Source organism: [Collinsella] massiliensis (assembly GCF_002161605.1).
Taxonomy (GTDB): domain Bacteria; phylum Actinomycetota; class Coriobacteriia; order Coriobacteriales; family Coriobacteriaceae; genus Enorma.
In genome coordinates, this window is the sequence record NZ_NFIE01000004.1 from 92,545 (window position 1) to 108,321 (window position 15,777).

The window sequence follows — 15,777 nt, forward strand, 5'->3', positions numbered from 1 at the left end:
AATCGATCCGGCACCAGTATGATAATCAGTCGGCGACCTCGTTTCGTCGAGAGCGGAGCGCCTTCGCGAAAACGGAGGAGATGCACCATGCCCGTAGGACTTTTGCCCATCATCTACCTGGCCTTCATCAGCCTCGGCCTGCCCGACGCCGCGCTCGGGTCTGCCTGGCCGCTCATGGCTCCGGCGCTCGGAGCGGGGATTTCCTGGGTCGGCGCGGTGACGATGATCATCTCTGCCGGCACGATCGTGTCGAGCCTCATGTCGGTGCGTGTGGTCGAGCGGTTCGGCACGGGGCGTGTGACCGCGGTGAGCGTGCTTCTCACGGCGGCGGGCCTGGCCGGCTTTGCACTTTCGGGCGAGTTTTGGCAGCTCTGTTTCTGGGCGGTGCCATACGGCCTCGGTGCCGGAGCGGTCGACGCGGCGCTCAACGCCTACGTGGCCGTGCACTACGAGTCTCAGCATATGAGCTGGCTGCACTGCATGTGGGGCGTGGGCGCGAGCGCGGGACCTCTCATCATGGCGCAATGCCTGGGCGTGGGCACCTGGTCGCTCGGATTCTTGGTGCTCGGCGGAATCCAGGTCGCGATCGTCGCGGTGCTCACGCTGTCGCTGCCCTTGTGGAAAGAGAAGAAGCTACCGCACTCCGCTGCGGGGCAAGGTGCCGAAGAATCCGGTGATGACCGCGTTCAACCAGCGCGTTTTTCGCGCATGGAGCTCTTGCGCCGCGACGGCGTGCCGGCGGTGCTGCTCTGCTTCTTCTGCTACTGTGCGCTCGAATCGACCTGCGGCAACTGGGCGGCGACGTACTGTACGCTTGGACGTGGGATTTCCGCTGAGGTCGCGGCGAGCTGGGCGTCGTACTTCTACATCGGCATCACGGTCGGCCGCGCCCTGAGCGGTTTCATTTCCCTCAAGGTGCGCGACCATAACATGATTCGGTTGGGGCAAGCGCTGGTTGCTGTGGGGATTGCCTGCATCGTGTTGCCGTTGGACGAGTCGGTGCTGCTGGTCGGCCTCGTGCTCGTGGGGCTCGGCTGCGCGCCCATCTACCCATCGATCATCCATGCCACCCCGGCGCGCTTCGGCGACGACGTGGCACTCGCGCTTACGGGTATGCAGATGGCGTTCGCCTATGTGGGAAACCTTGCGATGTCGCCGCTCTTCGGAGTGCTCGCGCAGATGGTGAGCATCGAGCTGTATCCGTTCTATCTTACTGCGCTGCTCATCGTGATGGTTGCGGCGGGCGAGAAGCTCAACGCCATCATGCGCCGCCGTATGTAAAATAACCCCAGGGGTTTTTTAACATTCGCGGCGCGGCCACCGGGCGTCCGGCTCGTGCTCATGCGGTAGAATCTTGCGACATGGAAGAGATCATCTTGCAGATACTCGCTGCGCTGCGCCGCGGGGAGACGGTCGACGATCGCGCGCTCGTAAAGCTCGTGCACGCGGCCGCCAAGCGTTTCGGCGGTGACAAGCGCGCGTTCGCGAAGCGCCGGCTCCTACCGTTTTACCAGCGCGTACGTCGTGAAGAGCCCGAGCGCTGGGCAAGCTGGGACGTCACGCCGGAGCTCGAGGCCGCACTCGTCAACGTGCTGCGCATGAAGCCGCGTCGGTCAGCCTCGGGCGTGGCGACGATCACGGTGATCACCAAGCCGTGGCCGTGTTCCGGCTCGTGCGTCTTCTGCCCGAACGACGTGCGCTGCCCCAAGAGCTACCTGCACAACGAACCTGCCTGCGCCCGTGCCGAGGCGGCCTGCTACGACCCGTACCTGCAGGTTTCCGCGCGGCTCACGGCGCTCGCCCAGATGGGGCACGCCACGGACAAGATTGAGCTCATCGTGCTCGGCGGCACGTGGAGCGATTACCCCGAGGAATACCAGACTTGGTTCGTGACGGAGCTTTTTCGCGCGCTCAACGACGACGCCATTGCGGGCGAGGCGGCGAACCCGATGCTGCGCGGGTTCGCGGATGAGCCGGGGGCGATGCCGGGGACGGAGAGTGCGGCGCATGCCGAAGATCCCGCTTGCGACCCGGTCGGTCAAGCTGCGCCCGGCGTCCCTGTGATTCCACCAGGTGTTCGCGAGCGCCGCGCTCAGTACGTGGCGTGCGGGTTAATGTCGAAGGCCGCGCCCGCCGCCGCGTCGGCACCCGAGGCGGGTTCGTGGTTGCCGCTCGACGTCCTCGAAACCACGCAGCGCGCCGTCGACGCCGGCAAGCTCACCTACAACCAAGCGGTCGCGCACCTCTACGCGGGGAGCTCCGCGTGGTGCCAGGCAGCGAAGTGGCAACGCGCTACGCTGGCCGACCTCGAGCGCGAGCACGCGCGCAACGAGCGGGCGCGGCATCGCGTGGTGGGGCTCGTGGTCGAGACGCGGCCGGACGCCATCACGCCCGAGGCGCTCGTCCACATCCGTCGGCTCGGCGCCACGAAGATCCAGATGGGCGTGCAAAGCGTCGACCAGCGCATTCTCGATAAGAACGGCCGCAATACCACGGTTGGGCAGATCGAGCAGGCGTTCGACCTGCTGAGGCTCTTCGGCTTCAAGATCCACGCGCACGCCATGGTGAACCTGCTCGGTGCCACGCCCGAGAGCGACCGCGCGGATTACCGGCGCTTTGTGACCGACCCCGCATTCCAGCCGGACGAGGTCAAGCTTTACCCCTGTGCGCTTATTGAGAGCGCGCGCCTGCGCGAGCGCTACGAAGGGGGAGATTGGGTGCCCTACACAGAGGATGAGCTTGTGGGCGTGCTCGCAGCCGACGTGCTCGCAACGCCGGCGTTCTGCCGCGTGTCGCGTATGATCCGCGACTTTTCGTCCGGCGACATCATGGCGGGCAACAAGAAGCCGAACCTGCGGCAGATGGTGGAGGAACGGCTTGCGCGCGCGTCTGCTGCCGGGGGCGAACCGGTCCGCGAGATCCGCTATCGCGAGATCGCGACGAGCGAGGTGGACGTGGGCGCGCTTGCGCTCAACGTTGTGCCCTACGAGACGAGCGCTACGGACGAGCGCTTCTTGCAGTGGGTGACACCAGAAGGTCGCATCGCCGGTTTTCTCCGCCTCTCCCTGCCCCACCAGCCATTGGGGACGGGGGATTTTGGCTGGTCGCTCCAAGACGACCCGTCCCGCGAGCGCACTGCTGCTCTCGAGCCACTCAATCCCGCTCCCCATGCCTCGCCAACGGGAATTGCATCCATTATCAATCCCAAGGAGGCCATGATCCGTGAGGTGCACGTCTACGGCATGGCGACGCGCGTGGGCGAGGACGGCGCGGCAGCGCAGCACCACGGGCTTGGTCGTCGGCTTATCGAGCGCGCCTGCGAGCTTGCGCGCGAGGCCGGCTACAAGCGCATCAACGTCATCAGCGCCGTGGGGACAAGGGAGTACTATAGAATGCTAGGGTTCCACGACCATGGACTGTACCAGCAGAGGAGTCTCGATGAACGAGGATAGGCAGACCGAGGGCAAGCCCGCGGGCGCGACGGTACAAGAACCGGCGGCATCGCGTGGAGCGGAGGAGCGCAGGGTTCCGAGTGATATCGAGACGAAGCTCCTGGGTGACGCCCCGGCCGATACACCAGAAGAGCTTGAGGCAAAGGTCGCCGGCAAGGTGCTCGCGGGCACGCGCGGCGCGAGCGCACCCGTGAAGCAGGCGGCGGTGACGGTGGGCATCGTGGCGCTCGTGCTGGTGCTCGCGTTCGTCTTCCAGCTGGCACAGTTCCCCGCTCCGGTGATCGGCGTCATCGTGGTCATCGCGATTGTGATGTTCGCGCTCGTGCTGGTGAACCCGCACGTCGTGCGCACGCAAGCCGGTCGTGCGCTTGTGTATACACGGCTCGCGAAGGGGCAGCCCGTACGCGTCATGCGCCTGGGCGGCGTGTACCAGTCTGCGACGTATCTGGGCTTTCAGAGTTGCGAGCCGGTGTTCAAGTACATCAAGGCCTTCGATGTGGTATTCGATGCCGAAGATGCCGTGCGCGCGGCGACCGGACATGGCGTAGAGCGCGTGCTCGCGCTGGGCGGCGGTGGGTTCTCATGGCCGAAGCATGCGATCCTCGACCATGACTGTCTGCATGTGGACGTGGTCGAAATCGATCCTGCGATCATTCAGGCGGCGCGGCGTTGGTTCTATCTGGACATGATTGAGCGCTACGCTGGACGGCGCCTGCGCGTGCACGAGGGCGATGGCCGGGCGGTGCTGGACAAGCGAGCTCGTAGGCTGGAAGCGGGAGAGCCCAAGGCTCAGCGCTACGATGCGATTGTGAACGACACGTTTTCTGGCGGAGAGCCCGTGCGCGAGCTTGCCACCGTCGAGGCAGCGCAGGCAGTGCGCACGTGTCTCAACCCCGGTGGCGTGTACGCGACGAATGTGGTCGCGCGTGACGGCGACACCAGCGTGCTGCGCAGCACCGTCGCGACGCTTTCGCAGGTCTTCGCCCACGTGTGCGTGATCCCCGTGGAGGAGGACACCTGTGCGAGCGACGACAACTACATCGTTGTGGCGACGGACGGGGATACCCAGTTCCCCGGCGCGGTGCCGTTTGACGAGGAGTTTTTGGGCGAGGTGGTGAGGGATTAGGTAAAGGTGTGGGACGTTTAGCCTAACCTGCTGTTCGCTCTTTAGCGAACTACCGCGAACCCAGCCTGCTTGAGGATGCGTATGATGGTTCGCGCGGCGACGCGGTCGTACTCACGGCTCTGCTCGGAGAGCTCGCCGTATGGCACCAGATCGGGGTGAATGCGGCGCACGTCGTCTCGCGGGGACCCGGGGATCCAGCCATGGCGCAGTCGCTCGTTGCACCAGCGTCGGTGTTCGAGAAACGCGAGCTCTTCGATTTCCTCGGGCGTGAACTCCTCCACGCGTTCATGAGACGCACCATCGTCCAATCGCTCCAGGCGGTATCCCAAGGCATACAGTTTCGCAGGAATATCTCGCACCTGATCGGCGTTCGACTGGCGAAGCACCTCGGGTTGTTCGTCGAAGCTTCCGTACTCAGGCGTTCTGCCGATGCGGCGGCACTCCTCAAGCCACGCCTGGTAGCTCGCGGTACGCGCCAGCTCGTCGATAGGGGCTTGCAGCAAAAACGATGCATTCCGTCGCAGCATGGCGTCTGCGCGCGCATCGAGGTATCCGCCGGGCGCCACGCGTTCACGCGCATATGCGATTAGCCTGATGTCGAAGAAATGGCTGGCGTCGAGTGGCGTGAGGTCGAGCTCCTGGGCAAGCGGGTCAAGGTCTTCAGCTCGATCGATGCGGCGGATGACCACCTCGCCGTGCGCGCCATATTGAAAGAGCGGCCGCGCTCCAAAGGTGAGCTCTGCAGCTGAGGCGCGCTCGATGCTTGCGCCCCGTTCAAGCTCGAAGTGCAGCGCCGCAAGATAGCCCACGTCTCGCATGAGCGAAGTGGGTCGCGTCACCCGGGCGTCGGGATACCTCAGACGAGGAATGTCGGAAAAGAGGCTTCTACTGTAGCGCTCCGCGGAGGCGGGGATGTCGCTGCCGGTGTAATCCGTCACCAGCTCATGGTCGATGAGCGTGGCGTGGATATCCTGGGGGAGCTGGCCAAATCGGCGCACGCAGATGTTCGCCGCGCGAATGTCGCGATGGTACAAGCCGTGGGTGTGTAGGCGTTCAACCTGGTCGAGTATGTCGTAGAAAATCTTCTTGTTCTCGATGGCGCGTTCGGGCGTGCCTAGGGGAGAGAGGCGCGCGCCGTCTGCCTTCGCGGCACCGGGTATCGGAGCGTTCCGGAAGAGGGCGTCCTCAAGATTGACGCCCGCATCCTCTTCAAGGATGCACGGCAGACTTCGCCCGTCGACCATCACGGTCCCAACCAGTTCGTAGATATCTGGGCCGACGCACAGCAGCTGGTTACGCGCGAGTGAGGATACCTCCGCCGCGTAGAACGAACCGTCGGACGCGGTGAAGAGCACTGCTACGCAGGGCAGGTGCGTGCCGTCGGACTGGGTGAGCACTCCCCGGTAGACATGCTTTCGATCGGAGGAGACCATGGGTTTCAGCGAGCTCGCGTCGAACGTCCCGGCATTGGTCGCGAAGCTCAGGCACGAAGAGCCCGTGCAGGCGGGCGCGACGACGTTGGGGAGCGTCGCGGTTTCGGTCGAGATGCGCCGGTCTTGCATGTCTGTTGGTTGTCCCATGGAGCCCCCTCACAGCAGCTCGAAGCGGGAGCCACAGAGCTGGATGATGTCTCCGCGCTCCAGGGTGATGACATCTACGATAGCAACGTCGCTTGCATCGACGCCCATATGCGCCGCCCACGCTTCCGCCGTCGTGCTCCCGCGCGACGAAAGGACGAAGAACAGCCGCCGTCCCTCGCGTGAACGCATGACGTACGTGCCGTTCTTCGAGCCAAGATCACGCAGCTCAACCGACCACCCGCGGGCATCCTGCACCAGCGAGAGCATCGCGTGGTAGCGCGAATCGCCTCGGCCTTCGATTTGGTTCCCGTGCTCGTCAAAGCGCGCAGTGGAAAGAAAGCGCTTCGGTATGTCTTGCGCAACGGCTTCGAGCGCTGCAGGTACGCGCGCCTGCTCGTCGAAGGCGCTTCCCATGACGAGCCAGAGGCGCCGCGTCGCACCGTTGTCGCCGGGAAGAAGCGCGGTGCCTTCGGGTTCGAAGACGCTCAGGTCGACCGTTCCAGCAACTTCGCGGTCGCCATTCTGCAAACAGCGCCGAAGCAGCGCCTCACCGTGCACGGCGCGCGTTACCGTCGAGCGCTGAGCCGGCTCGAGCGTGGTGGCCGTCCGGTTGGAGCCCGTAGGACGAATCGCCTCGCGCGGACCGGCTATGGCGCAGATTACGGTGTTCCAGATGAGGAGCGCCTTGCCGGGCAGCCAAGTGGGGAGGCCGGGGACGGGTGCGGGGTGCTCCAGCGAAAAGAACCCGTTGTCCAGGTGCCGCGCGATGTCCGGTATGGTGAGGCCGTGCGCGTCGGTATCGTCTGCGTCGCGCATGCCCTCGAGGAAGAGCCTCTGCGACACGCGAACCACGCCACGGTAGGCATCGTGCTTGCTGCCGCCGTCGAACGACGGATAGCCATTGGCAGCAAAAGCGCGTGCGAGCTCTTCGGCGAGCTGAGAAACGGCCTGCTCATCTTGCCACATGAGGAGCGTGAAGAGCGGGTTGATCTCTTTGGCGCACCACACGGGGAGCAGCTTGCGGCAGCGAGCGACGACGGCGCCTTCCGCGCCCGTATCGCTTTTCTGCTGCGCGACGCTCCGGTAGTAGTGCGCCTCGTCGGCCAGTTCGGTGGCAAAATCCTGCAGCGCCTTGGGAAGCCCCGGTACCAAGGGGGCGAAGGCCTGCGCAAACGCACGCAGCTGGGGAGCGAGCTTGGACACGTCGTTGCGGCTTTTCTTGCAAAACGGCGGCCAATCCTTCCCGAGTTCGCCCACAATCGCCGCCGGTTGCTTTGAGCGAAGATTCAGCGGGTTGGAGTCGCGAATGCTTTTGATATTGGCGTCGAGGAAGGCGAACATCTCGGCTGCACGCGCATCGTCATCGGGGAAGAGATCGCGCTCAACGAGCATGTCGCCCAGGCGATAGTAGGTGTAGTTGCAGTTCAAGACCCAGCGTTCGACGTCTTTCTGCTCGATAGGCTCCGGGTGCATGGCTTCGAACGAATCGAACGGCGCGGCATCGTCGTCGTGGTCGCGGATCCAGGTTGCGATGAACCGCGCGAGTACGTTGATGGGTTTGACCTCGTTGACAGCCTTCATTGGTCCCCCGCTTGGTATGCATCTATTGTTTCCTCGGCAAGAACACGTAGATCGCGGTAGTCGTAGTATGGGACGCTGCCCAAAATGCCCGAATGCCAGATTGCCACCCGATCATTTTCTTCAGTAAGAAAGACCCCATAAGGGATGTTATCCCGAATATGCAGCCCATCTTCCGCTAGATGAAAGGTGACAAGTCCTAAACCATAGGTTCCATCATCATGAATATTGGCATAGAAACCCTGTATGACGTCGGATTCTGCCGTCGGCGCAGTGAATTGGAGCAAACCGGGGATATCTTCGCTGACTCCCAATTCTTCTCCAGTGTTTGCATCCAAGGCGACGAAGCGTCCGCTGGATTCCTGCAGCAGCACGGACTCATCATCGGGGCTCATTGCCATATACCCGCCTGCAGACACATCCGATGGGTATTCCCAGAGCAGGTCTCCCGTACCCATGTCAAACGACCTGACCATGCCGTCTTGGCACGAGACAAGGAGGTTGTTGTGCACTTCATCCAGGCGGAGATAGGCCGATGCGCCAGACATTGTCGCCACACTGTATAAACCTAGTTCAGCATCGTCAACGAATTCCCCTGTTGCACGGTTGAGTAGCGCGAGGTTGTGCTCCCCATCGGCGTACTGCCCGAGAAGGACCGCTATCGTGCTGTCAGAAGCGATGGCTCCCATGATTCTCGGGGAAGTGACGGGTAGATTTCTGTAGTCAGCGACGGTCTCCAAGGTCTCTTCATCAAGAACTTCGATCGTATCGCCATGTGTTACGCACAGCAGGCCGCACGCGGGGTCGGTAGAACAGAATGCCAGCTCTTCTGCTGGCCATGTGCGCTGTGCAATCAAATCTCCTTGTTCGATATCAACAGTCGAGAGGGTGAATGCGCCCGAATCATCTTGCTGGCGGAACACGATCACATCGGGATTTTGTGATGCGCAAACCCCGACCGATTCTGTGATTCCAAGCGCCGCTAGATCGATTGCACCGAGGTTCTCAAGGTTCTGAGTGTCAAAGACGATATTTTGGTTTCTGCCTTGAGCAGGGTTTGCAGCGATGAAGAGGAGTCGAGAAGCATCCACATTAGGAAAGGATGGCGACAGCCCGGTGGCGAGTGGTTCAAATCCATCCACAGCCGAGAATGCCACCTGCTTATGCACTTCAAGCGCAGAGCCATCGGTTTTGGGAGCTGATGCTTGGATATATGCAGGCAAGCCCCCCGTCTCAGTCTTTTGGCTTGCCGAAAGGCGCGGGCCACTCAAATCTTCAAGTTCGGCATAACCGAGCTGTCCTTCTGCGTAAGTGAGACAAAGCCTGCTGCCATCTTGCAAGGTGATATAGGCCGCAGCTGATCCTTTGGGGAACGTGAGGTTAGGAGCAACGGCGTCTATCGTGTTCCCCGGTAGCCGTATTGTCTCAAGGGCTTCTCCGGAGCCTGTATCGATTACCGTCGCCATGGCGCCAGTTACAAGGAAGCAGACGCCATCGTAGGCTGGCAGGACAAATGGCTGGGTGCCTTCTTGAGCTTCATCGCTTTGTTCGCTGCTGGGAATTGATGTGCTCCATAGCAGTGAGCCATCCTCGAGGTTGAGCGCGGCAACGGTGCAAGAACTAGAAGGCCCTTGGTCTACGTGTGCTGCAATGATGCCCGATTCGATTTCCATCAAAGAGGTATCGCTTCCGAGGTTCCACGGCATCATATGTGCTGTCATTTCTTTTACATCCACGATGGTGAGCGTATCAGTTCCGGGAATGAGGATAAGGCTGTCATCCGCGTTGAACCAAGGTGTCTCGCCGTCATTGAGGCGCATCGGTAACGGTATCTCGGCAACTTGTTCTCCGTTTTCCATCGAAAGTAAGAGAAGCGTGTCGGGAGTTCCTTCTTTGGCGTCGCCATTTCGTGAAGCGATGGAAGCGAGCTTTCCGTCATGGGAGATAGCGTGACCCGAGGCGTTGCTATGGGCTTTCGACCATATGATGTCCCCGGTTTCTATATCGAAACATATAGTATGGAAGTACGAATAGCTCACCAGCAGGTAGGAATCGGAAAGCACGAGATCGCCGGTAAAACTGGGGACTAATTGAGCATGAGGAATCAAAAGCTCAGGCCTTGTCATGATGTGGTTGGGGTCGGACGAGAACGAGTGGACGAGCGCCCCCGAATCTGCATCGAGGATATCGATTGTGGATGTTGCATCTCGGCAAGCAATGAGTGTTGCGTCGGGACTGATTGCTATAGCTTCGATGCGTCCTTGCATGCGGTGTTCATAGCACGCGCGGAATTGATAGGGGTGTGCGTCTGCCGAAGGATAGACACCTAGCGCGTCAGCGAGTGCGCTTTGGGCTTCGTCAACGAATGGACGAGCTAACGGATTTGAATTCGAGTCAGGGAGAGCATCCAGGGCTGTCTGGATTGCGCCAATACGGTCTCCCTCTGCAAGAAGGTCGCGAGATTGCTCTGAAAGCGCGATGGATTCAGCGATGCGGAGGCGCTGTGTTTCCATCCAGGCTGTCGTAAGTAGGATGCCGAGGGTCGCAATAATCGCGCATGCTGTTGCGATGGCGATGCGTGCACCGCGTTGCCTGCGCCGTTGGATGAGTTCGTCATAGGCGCAACCGATGATGGGGGCTACGAGCCGAAGTAGTTCACGACGGCGAGAAAAAGGACTTTTTGCCTCGCGGAGGTCGCAGGCAAGTGGTTCTGAATGTGCCGTATCAGACGAGCGGATAGCTGGTGGAAAACTCGTGTTCTGATCGCCCGCGGCGAGTACGGCAAGGACGCGTCCTCGCCCGTGCATCGCTACAAAAGTTCTGATTTCCCGTTCGACCCACAATGATTTTGCTGCGGCTGGTGTGCAGATGACGATAAGCCACTGCGAATTTGCAAGCGCTTGCTCAATGGAAGCGGGCAGTGACGGCGAGGCGGAGAGTTCCTCATCGTCTCGGAAGATATCGCCAAGTCTAGAGCCCTCCCTGTCCTTTCGTAGGGCACGAGGAATCCGATATGCCTCGAGGGCGTGATGGACCATACGGCTTATGCGTTGATCAGGTTCGGTGTGCCGATAGCTGATGAAAGCCGTATAGTTTCTCGGATCGTTCATTCCATGCCTCCCCAAACAACACTATTTAGCAGAGTAGATTGCCAGTGCCGCTTGTGCAAGGGTGGGAACACCAGGTTCTCACCTTCTCACGACCACGTTATCAGCGCTCTAGATGAGCTCGAAGCAGGAATCGGCGAGCTGGATGATGTCGCCGCGCTCGAGGGCGAGCTCGTCCACCAGACACACGTGTTCTGCGGACACGCCAAGTCGCTCTGCCCAGTCATCCACGCCCAGGTGGCGTCTGCCGGGAAACGCGAAGCAGGTGAACCCGTTGCAGGAGGTGCGCAGCACACACGTGCCGTTCTTCGAATCGAGGTCGCGCGCGACCACCCGTGCATGCTTGTGGGCATCTATCTCGATTGCCAGCTCAAGGTGGAAGCGGGAATCCCCGGAGCCTTCAACGACCTTGCCCACGCCGTCACGCACCTCGCTCATCACGAACGATGCGCCGAGCGTGACGAACTGCGTGCGATACGCACTGTTGGGCAGAGGAGCGTGCGCGTCGTAATGAGACCCTATGACCTTCCACAGGCCGGGGCTGCACACAGAGTCGAGCATAAGGCGGTCGATGGTCACCACGCGACCAGAGCTATAGCGTCGCCTGAGCAGTACCTCGCCGGTAAAGCAGCTGGGGCAGTGCGAGGTACGAGCGGTGTAAACAGACTCCGCCGTCGACGAGCCGTCGGGTAGCGCGCTGCCGATGGCTTCCTCCGGGCCGAGCACCGTGCAGATGACGACGTTCCAGATGAGACGCGCTTTGCCCAGGAGCCAGCGCGGGAGCGCTTCGGTTGAGCTGCCATGATCGAGCGAGAAGCCCTCGCTTGCAAGAAGGTGACCGATCTCTGGCACGGAGAGCGTCGTAAGGTCGGTGTCGTCATCGAGGTGATCGATATAGAGCGCCTGCGCTTGCAGCGTTGCCTCGCGCCACATCTCGATAGCGCGCACATGGCTCGCGTCGAGTGCGCGCTGTGCGGAAAACGAGGCAGCGAGCTTGTCTACCAGCTCTGCAAGGGCGTCCTCGTCGCTCCAGAAGAGCAGCGTGACCAGGGGGTTAATCTCCTTCGCGCACCATATGGGCAAGAGCGCGTGGCATGTTGTGACAAGCGCGCGAGAACCGTTTCCCGCCTCTTCGTCGACGAGTGCGTAGTAGGCGGCCTCTTCGCGAATCTCCGCCTCGGCTGATGCGAGCGCATCGGCGTGCTGGTCGCAAAAGGCGGGGTTCTCGGCGCGGAATTGCTCCAGCGAGTCCTCGAGACGCTCGAGCGTATTGCGGCTGTTTTCGGTGAACGGCGGCCAGTCTTTCGAGAGCTCGTAGGGGACGGACTCGCTGGGCTTCGAGCGCAGGTCGAGCGGCGTGGTGTCGCTGATGCTCTTGAAGGCGCGGTCGAGGCTGCGAATGAGTTTTGCACGCTCGCCGGTATCTTGCGGAAAGATGCTGCGGTCGTAGAAGATGCCGCCCATGCGGTTGTAGACGTAGTTGCAGTTGAAGACCCAGCGCTCGACGTTTTTCTGCGCGACCCGGCCGGGTTTGAGGTTCTCGAACGAATCGAACGGCAGCGCCTCCTCGGAGTTCGCACGAATCCAGGAGGTGAGGTATTCCGTGAGCACGTTGATGGGTTTGCGCCCGCTTTTCGGTTCCATGGTTCTTCCCGCTGCAGCCAGTTTTCCAACCGAGGAAACAATACCGCCAATGGTTTTGGGGCATTTGCCAATGGAATTGTTGGTTGGGGGGGGGTGCTCACTGAGATGTGCGCGGAATGACGAGGTAGATGGTGCGGGTGTGACGCGGCAGCTCGGTGCGTGTGCGGTCGGTCATGCGCCATTGGGGTGGCGAAGGACGAGCATTGGGAAACGAACTGTTTTGAACGAGAGGATACTGTGCGCAGGATATAGAGTCTCCTGCGGACGGAGGAAACGATGAGGTGCTGGAATTGCGGCGAAGAAATTGGTGAGGAAAGTCCTTGCCCGAAATGTGGGGCTGGTCGGGAGGATGAGCTGGCTAGGGAGAATATGGAGAATGCTCAAGAAGCGGAGGAGCCTAGAAGCGAAGCAGCCGCAGAAAAAGCTATTCTCGAGGAGAAAAAGCCTGCTGGCGAGGACAGTGGGGAATCAGAGCCGCAGGCAAGTGATGACGTGAAAAAGAAGCCTAAGCGTATGCTTTATGGCGGTCTTGCGGTCGCTGCAGTGGTAATCCTGGCAGTGTTCGTTTTTGTTCTTTCTGGAGCGGGCTTGCAGATTAGGAAGGCTGGCGCGTGGCCCGACTTTCCCTATCTGGCATCTCTCATCGATAGGCCGGACGATTTTGTTCGTGCGCTGAACTGCCCTGACCTGCAAGAAGCGTATAACGCGGCAAAGCGCGATGAAGACTGGGATGAGCCCCTTGTGGTGGAAATCGATATCGACGGATTGGAGCCAAATGACTTCGCGGGTGAAGTAGATAACGCCTATCCTTTAATCGAGGTCAGATTCAACAGCGAAGGCTTAGTCGATTACTTCCACCTCGTCTATGCCCCTCCTACGGTCGACAACGATTTGAATCAATTGACAGCTTCCAGCGCTGATGAATGGTCTCTGCATCAAACCGTAGCATTTAATTTGCTGAGCAAATACGGATACGGCTCTACGGAGGTTACTGAAGACGAGCTTGAGGCAAAGATTAATCAGATTAGGAGCGAATGCACGATTCTTCAGCCATTTACCGAAGAAATTCTTGCTGACCCTTCATCTATCTTGGAACGTTGCGGTTTCGAGGCGTCCTCAGTCCAGGCGACAAACGAGGCAGTAGCCTCTGCTGATTGGCGCCAGGGGTATCTCCGTGCATTCCAGGCCTATGTTCTTGCTGTTCAATCTGGTCAGAACGTTCCTCCTATCACTACCGGCATGAGGTACGAGGCATGGTTTGAGGCGGATGGCATCAGCGACGTTTCATTTTTCTATCAAGCACAAGATTTTGATATGTTCGTGCAAGATGAGGGCTTCACTGAGCTTCACGTTGGGGATTCCGGAATGCTGTGTCTCGGTTTCTGTCGGGATGGATACTGGGAGCCGGCGCAGGGAACCGACCAGATTGCGGCGTGGGCGAACAGCAACCTCAATGCTCTGTCTATTGATCTCTGGTCGGTTAGCGAGGGGGCTCCGACCGATTCTGGAATAGAGGGCTAGTCGTCGATGCCGGCTGCCCGAATTATGGGAAGCCTCTGGATTGTAATGGGGTGTGAATGTGGTGACGGGCAATTCTGATAGCGATAGCCGTGAAGTTGGGACTGCAGAGGATGATGCGAGCGAGGTGCGTTTTGAGGAACGTGGCGAGTCTGTTGACCGGACGGAAGACATCGAGGAGTGCAAAGAGGAGAAGTCCTCGGTCGCGGGGCTGTTAGACAAGCTCAAGGCACATCCGCGTCGCTTGGCGGCGATTGCGGGCGGTATTGTTCTCGTTATCGCCGTGGCGGTCGTCGTGTATCTTACGCAGTTTGCGACCATGCCGGATATAACGGGATATACGCCGACCGATGCCCAAAACGCCCTCGCGGAGCTTTCCGGAGCATGGGAGATCTCGTATGCGACGGATGAGGGTGAAGATGTCTCGAGCATCAGGAATTATGCTGGCTATGAGGTGAAGGAGACTGATCCCGCGGCAGGCGAGCTGCTTGTACGGAACGATGCTGCCGTGCATGTTCAGGTGACCATAGGCAAGACCGAGGAGACCATTCAGAAGGAACGTCAGGCGATCATCGATGCGGAGATTGCCGATTCGCTTGAGAATGGCTGGGAGCGCGAGGAATACGAGGACGGCGGGACGTATGTGCTGTTTAGGGCGTATAGGTCCGAAACTATTCCCGCAGGTCACCATATGTCAACTCCATCTGCTGAAGGCGACAGCAATGTTGAGCGGTTCCGCACCATGGCTGCTCAACTGAAAACATCGATAATATGTGTCTGCTACACCCAGGATGGCTACTTATACAAGTTGTATTATGCGCCCTATTCAGAAGCGAGCGATGAAGACCTTGCGACCGATACCGAGGTGCTCAAGGGCGTTGTCCAAGAGGCGCTTGCATATAACAGGGATCACGCGCAGGAATATCTTGATTTTTACTGTGCGGGGCTCCAAGAAGCACACAGGCAAAATGGGAGACCTCTTACCTGTGAATATACGCTTGAGCCAGAAAGCGCTGCAATCTACCTCATGTATGACTGGGCAGATATGGAATATACCGGAAACGCACGAGAGATTAATGAGGCTCGTGCCAAAGATCAAGAGACGGCAAACTGGCTTGCATGGTGCACGGGCAGAACGACTTCTGTGTTGACCTACACCAGCGAAAACGAGCTCTTTGAATCGTTTGAGGCTGAGGCTAATGACTATAATCCTCTGATTGTGATCGATCCAGCGCCAGCGGAGGAGTAGTTTGGACGAAGTCAAAGACAGGCGTGCACTGATCGCCATCGGCGCTGCTGTCGCCCTCATCGCATGCTTCTTCATCCCCTACAGCCATTGGGATACAGACATCGTGAGCGGGCGTTTGGTGAGCGAAGGCACGATCGTCGACCGCGGCGAGGATGCCATTGTGGTGCGCCTGTACACCATGACGGCGTCGGACGACATGCTCGAGACGGGGACGTTCTTGCTGCTCGAGGGCTATATTCCGGATGACGCGTACATTGGCCAGCGCGTGCGGATCGGCTACAGCTCGTCGGACGGGCTCTATGCGAACCCCGACCAGGTGGTGCAGGTTTCCTACTACGTGGATGGCAATCTGCTAACCGGTTTCATCTTGGACAAGCTCATCCCGTTCCAGAGTGCCCAGACCGATCTGCAGATTGCCGACATCCAGTCCGACGGGTCACAGCTGGTGTACAACGTGGCGCGGTAGGGCACCTAGCATAATGGCAAAAGCCGTCCGGCGCGACCTGAAACCGGACGGCTCTTT

The 15,777-nt window shown here is 60.0% G+C and carries 10 protein-coding genes; 6 read left to right on the forward strand and 4 right to left on the reverse strand.

What is annotated here, in order from left to right; all coding sequences use genetic code 11:
- The first annotated feature begins 87 nt into the window (after positions 1-87).
- From B5G02_RS02495 to B5G02_RS02505, 3 genes are all read left to right on the forward strand, one after another.
- Positions 88-1,281, forward strand: a complete 1,194-nt coding sequence (locus B5G02_RS02495) for an MFS transporter (RefSeq protein WP_206383732.1) — start codon at positions 88-90, stop codon at positions 1,279-1,281.
- A gap of 80 nt (positions 1,282-1,361) precedes the next feature.
- Complete coding sequence (locus B5G02_RS02500) at positions 1,362-3,452, forward strand: elongator complex protein 3 (protein WP_094335049.1); 2,091 nt, start codon at positions 1,362-1,364, stop codon at positions 3,450-3,452.
- A complete protein-coding gene (locus tag B5G02_RS02505; protein WP_094335050.1) occupies positions 3,439-4,578 on the forward strand; it encodes a spermidine synthase in 1,140 nt (379 codons plus the stop codon). The genes B5G02_RS02500 and B5G02_RS02505 overlap by 14 nt, the downstream gene beginning before the upstream one ends.
- Positions 4,579-4,619: 41 nt before the next feature.
- Here the strand turns inward: B5G02_RS02505 and B5G02_RS02510 are convergent, their stop codons facing one another.
- The 4 genes from B5G02_RS02510 to B5G02_RS02525 form a co-directional block, all read right to left on the reverse strand.
- Positions 4,620-6,158 (reverse strand): RyR domain-containing protein, encoded by a 1,539-nt coding sequence (locus B5G02_RS02510; RefSeq protein ID WP_094335051.1) that lies wholly within the window; start codon positions 6,156-6,158, stop codon positions 4,620-4,622.
- 9 nt (positions 6,159-6,167) lie between these two features.
- Positions 6,168-7,739 carry an FHA domain-containing protein gene (locus B5G02_RS02515; protein WP_094335052.1) on the reverse strand — a complete coding sequence of 524 codons (1,572 nt, stop codon included), beginning with the start codon at positions 7,737-7,739 and terminating at the stop codon, positions 6,168-6,170.
- Positions 7,736-10,846 (reverse strand): PQQ-binding-like beta-propeller repeat protein, encoded by a 3,111-nt coding sequence (locus B5G02_RS02520; protein WP_094335053.1) that lies wholly within the window; start codon positions 10,844-10,846, stop codon positions 7,736-7,738. Before B5G02_RS02520 ends, B5G02_RS02515 begins: the two co-directional genes overlap by 4 nt.
- 108 nt (positions 10,847-10,954) lie before the next feature.
- Positions 10,955-12,487, reverse strand: a complete 1,533-nt coding sequence (locus tag B5G02_RS02525) for a hypothetical protein (protein WP_094335054.1) — start codon at positions 12,485-12,487, stop codon at positions 10,955-10,957.
- Positions 12,488-12,856: 369 nt separating this feature from the next.
- Here B5G02_RS02525 and B5G02_RS02530 point away from each other — a divergent pair, with 369 nt between their 5' ends.
- The 3 genes from B5G02_RS02530 to B5G02_RS02540 are packed head-to-tail and all read left to right on the forward strand — an operon-like array spanning position 12,857 to position 15,720.
- Positions 12,857-14,008: a hypothetical protein gene (locus B5G02_RS02530; RefSeq protein ID WP_143758271.1), complete on the forward strand. Its 1,152-nt coding sequence runs from the start codon at positions 12,857-12,859 to the stop codon at positions 14,006-14,008.
- Between the two features lie 52 nt (positions 14,009-14,060).
- Positions 14,061-15,254 (forward strand): PASTA domain-containing protein, encoded by a 1,194-nt coding sequence (locus tag B5G02_RS02535; RefSeq protein WP_143758272.1) that lies wholly within the window; start codon positions 14,061-14,063, stop codon positions 15,252-15,254.
- Position 15,255: 1 nt separating this feature from the next.
- Complete coding sequence (locus B5G02_RS02540) at positions 15,256-15,720, forward strand: hypothetical protein (protein WP_094335057.1); 465 nt, start codon at positions 15,256-15,258, stop codon at positions 15,718-15,720.
- Positions 15,721-15,777 lie beyond the last annotated feature (57 nt).

What these genes read in the sequence shown, in the direction of transcription:
- B5G02_RS02495 (WP_206383732.1), top strand. Translation starts at nt 88, where the DNA reads ATGCCCGTAGGACTTTTGCCCATCATCTACCTGGCCTTCATCAGCCTC.
- B5G02_RS02500 (WP_094335049.1), top strand. Translation starts at nt 1,362, where the DNA reads ATGGAAGAGATCATCTTGCAGATACTCGCTGCGCTGCGCCGCGGGGAG.
- B5G02_RS02505 (WP_094335050.1), top strand. Translation starts at nt 3,439, where the DNA reads ATGAACGAGGATAGGCAGACCGAGGGCAAGCCCGCGGGCGCGACGGTA.
- B5G02_RS02510 (WP_094335051.1), bottom strand. Translation starts at nt 6,158, where the DNA reads ATGGGACAACCAACAGACATGCAAGACCGGCGCATCTCGACCGAAACC.
- B5G02_RS02515 (WP_094335052.1), bottom strand. Translation starts at nt 7,739, where the DNA reads ATGAAGGCTGTCAACGAGGTCAAACCCATCAACGTACTCGCGCGGTTC.
- B5G02_RS02520 (WP_094335053.1), bottom strand. Translation starts at nt 10,846, where the DNA reads ATGAACGATCCGAGAAACTATACGGCTTTCATCAGCTATCGGCACACC.
- B5G02_RS02525 (WP_094335054.1), bottom strand. Translation starts at nt 12,487, where the DNA reads ATGGAACCGAAAAGCGGGCGCAAACCCATCAACGTGCTCACGGAATAC.
- B5G02_RS02530 (WP_143758271.1), top strand. Translation starts at nt 12,857, where the DNA reads ATGGAGAATGCTCAAGAAGCGGAGGAGCCTAGAAGCGAAGCAGCCGCA.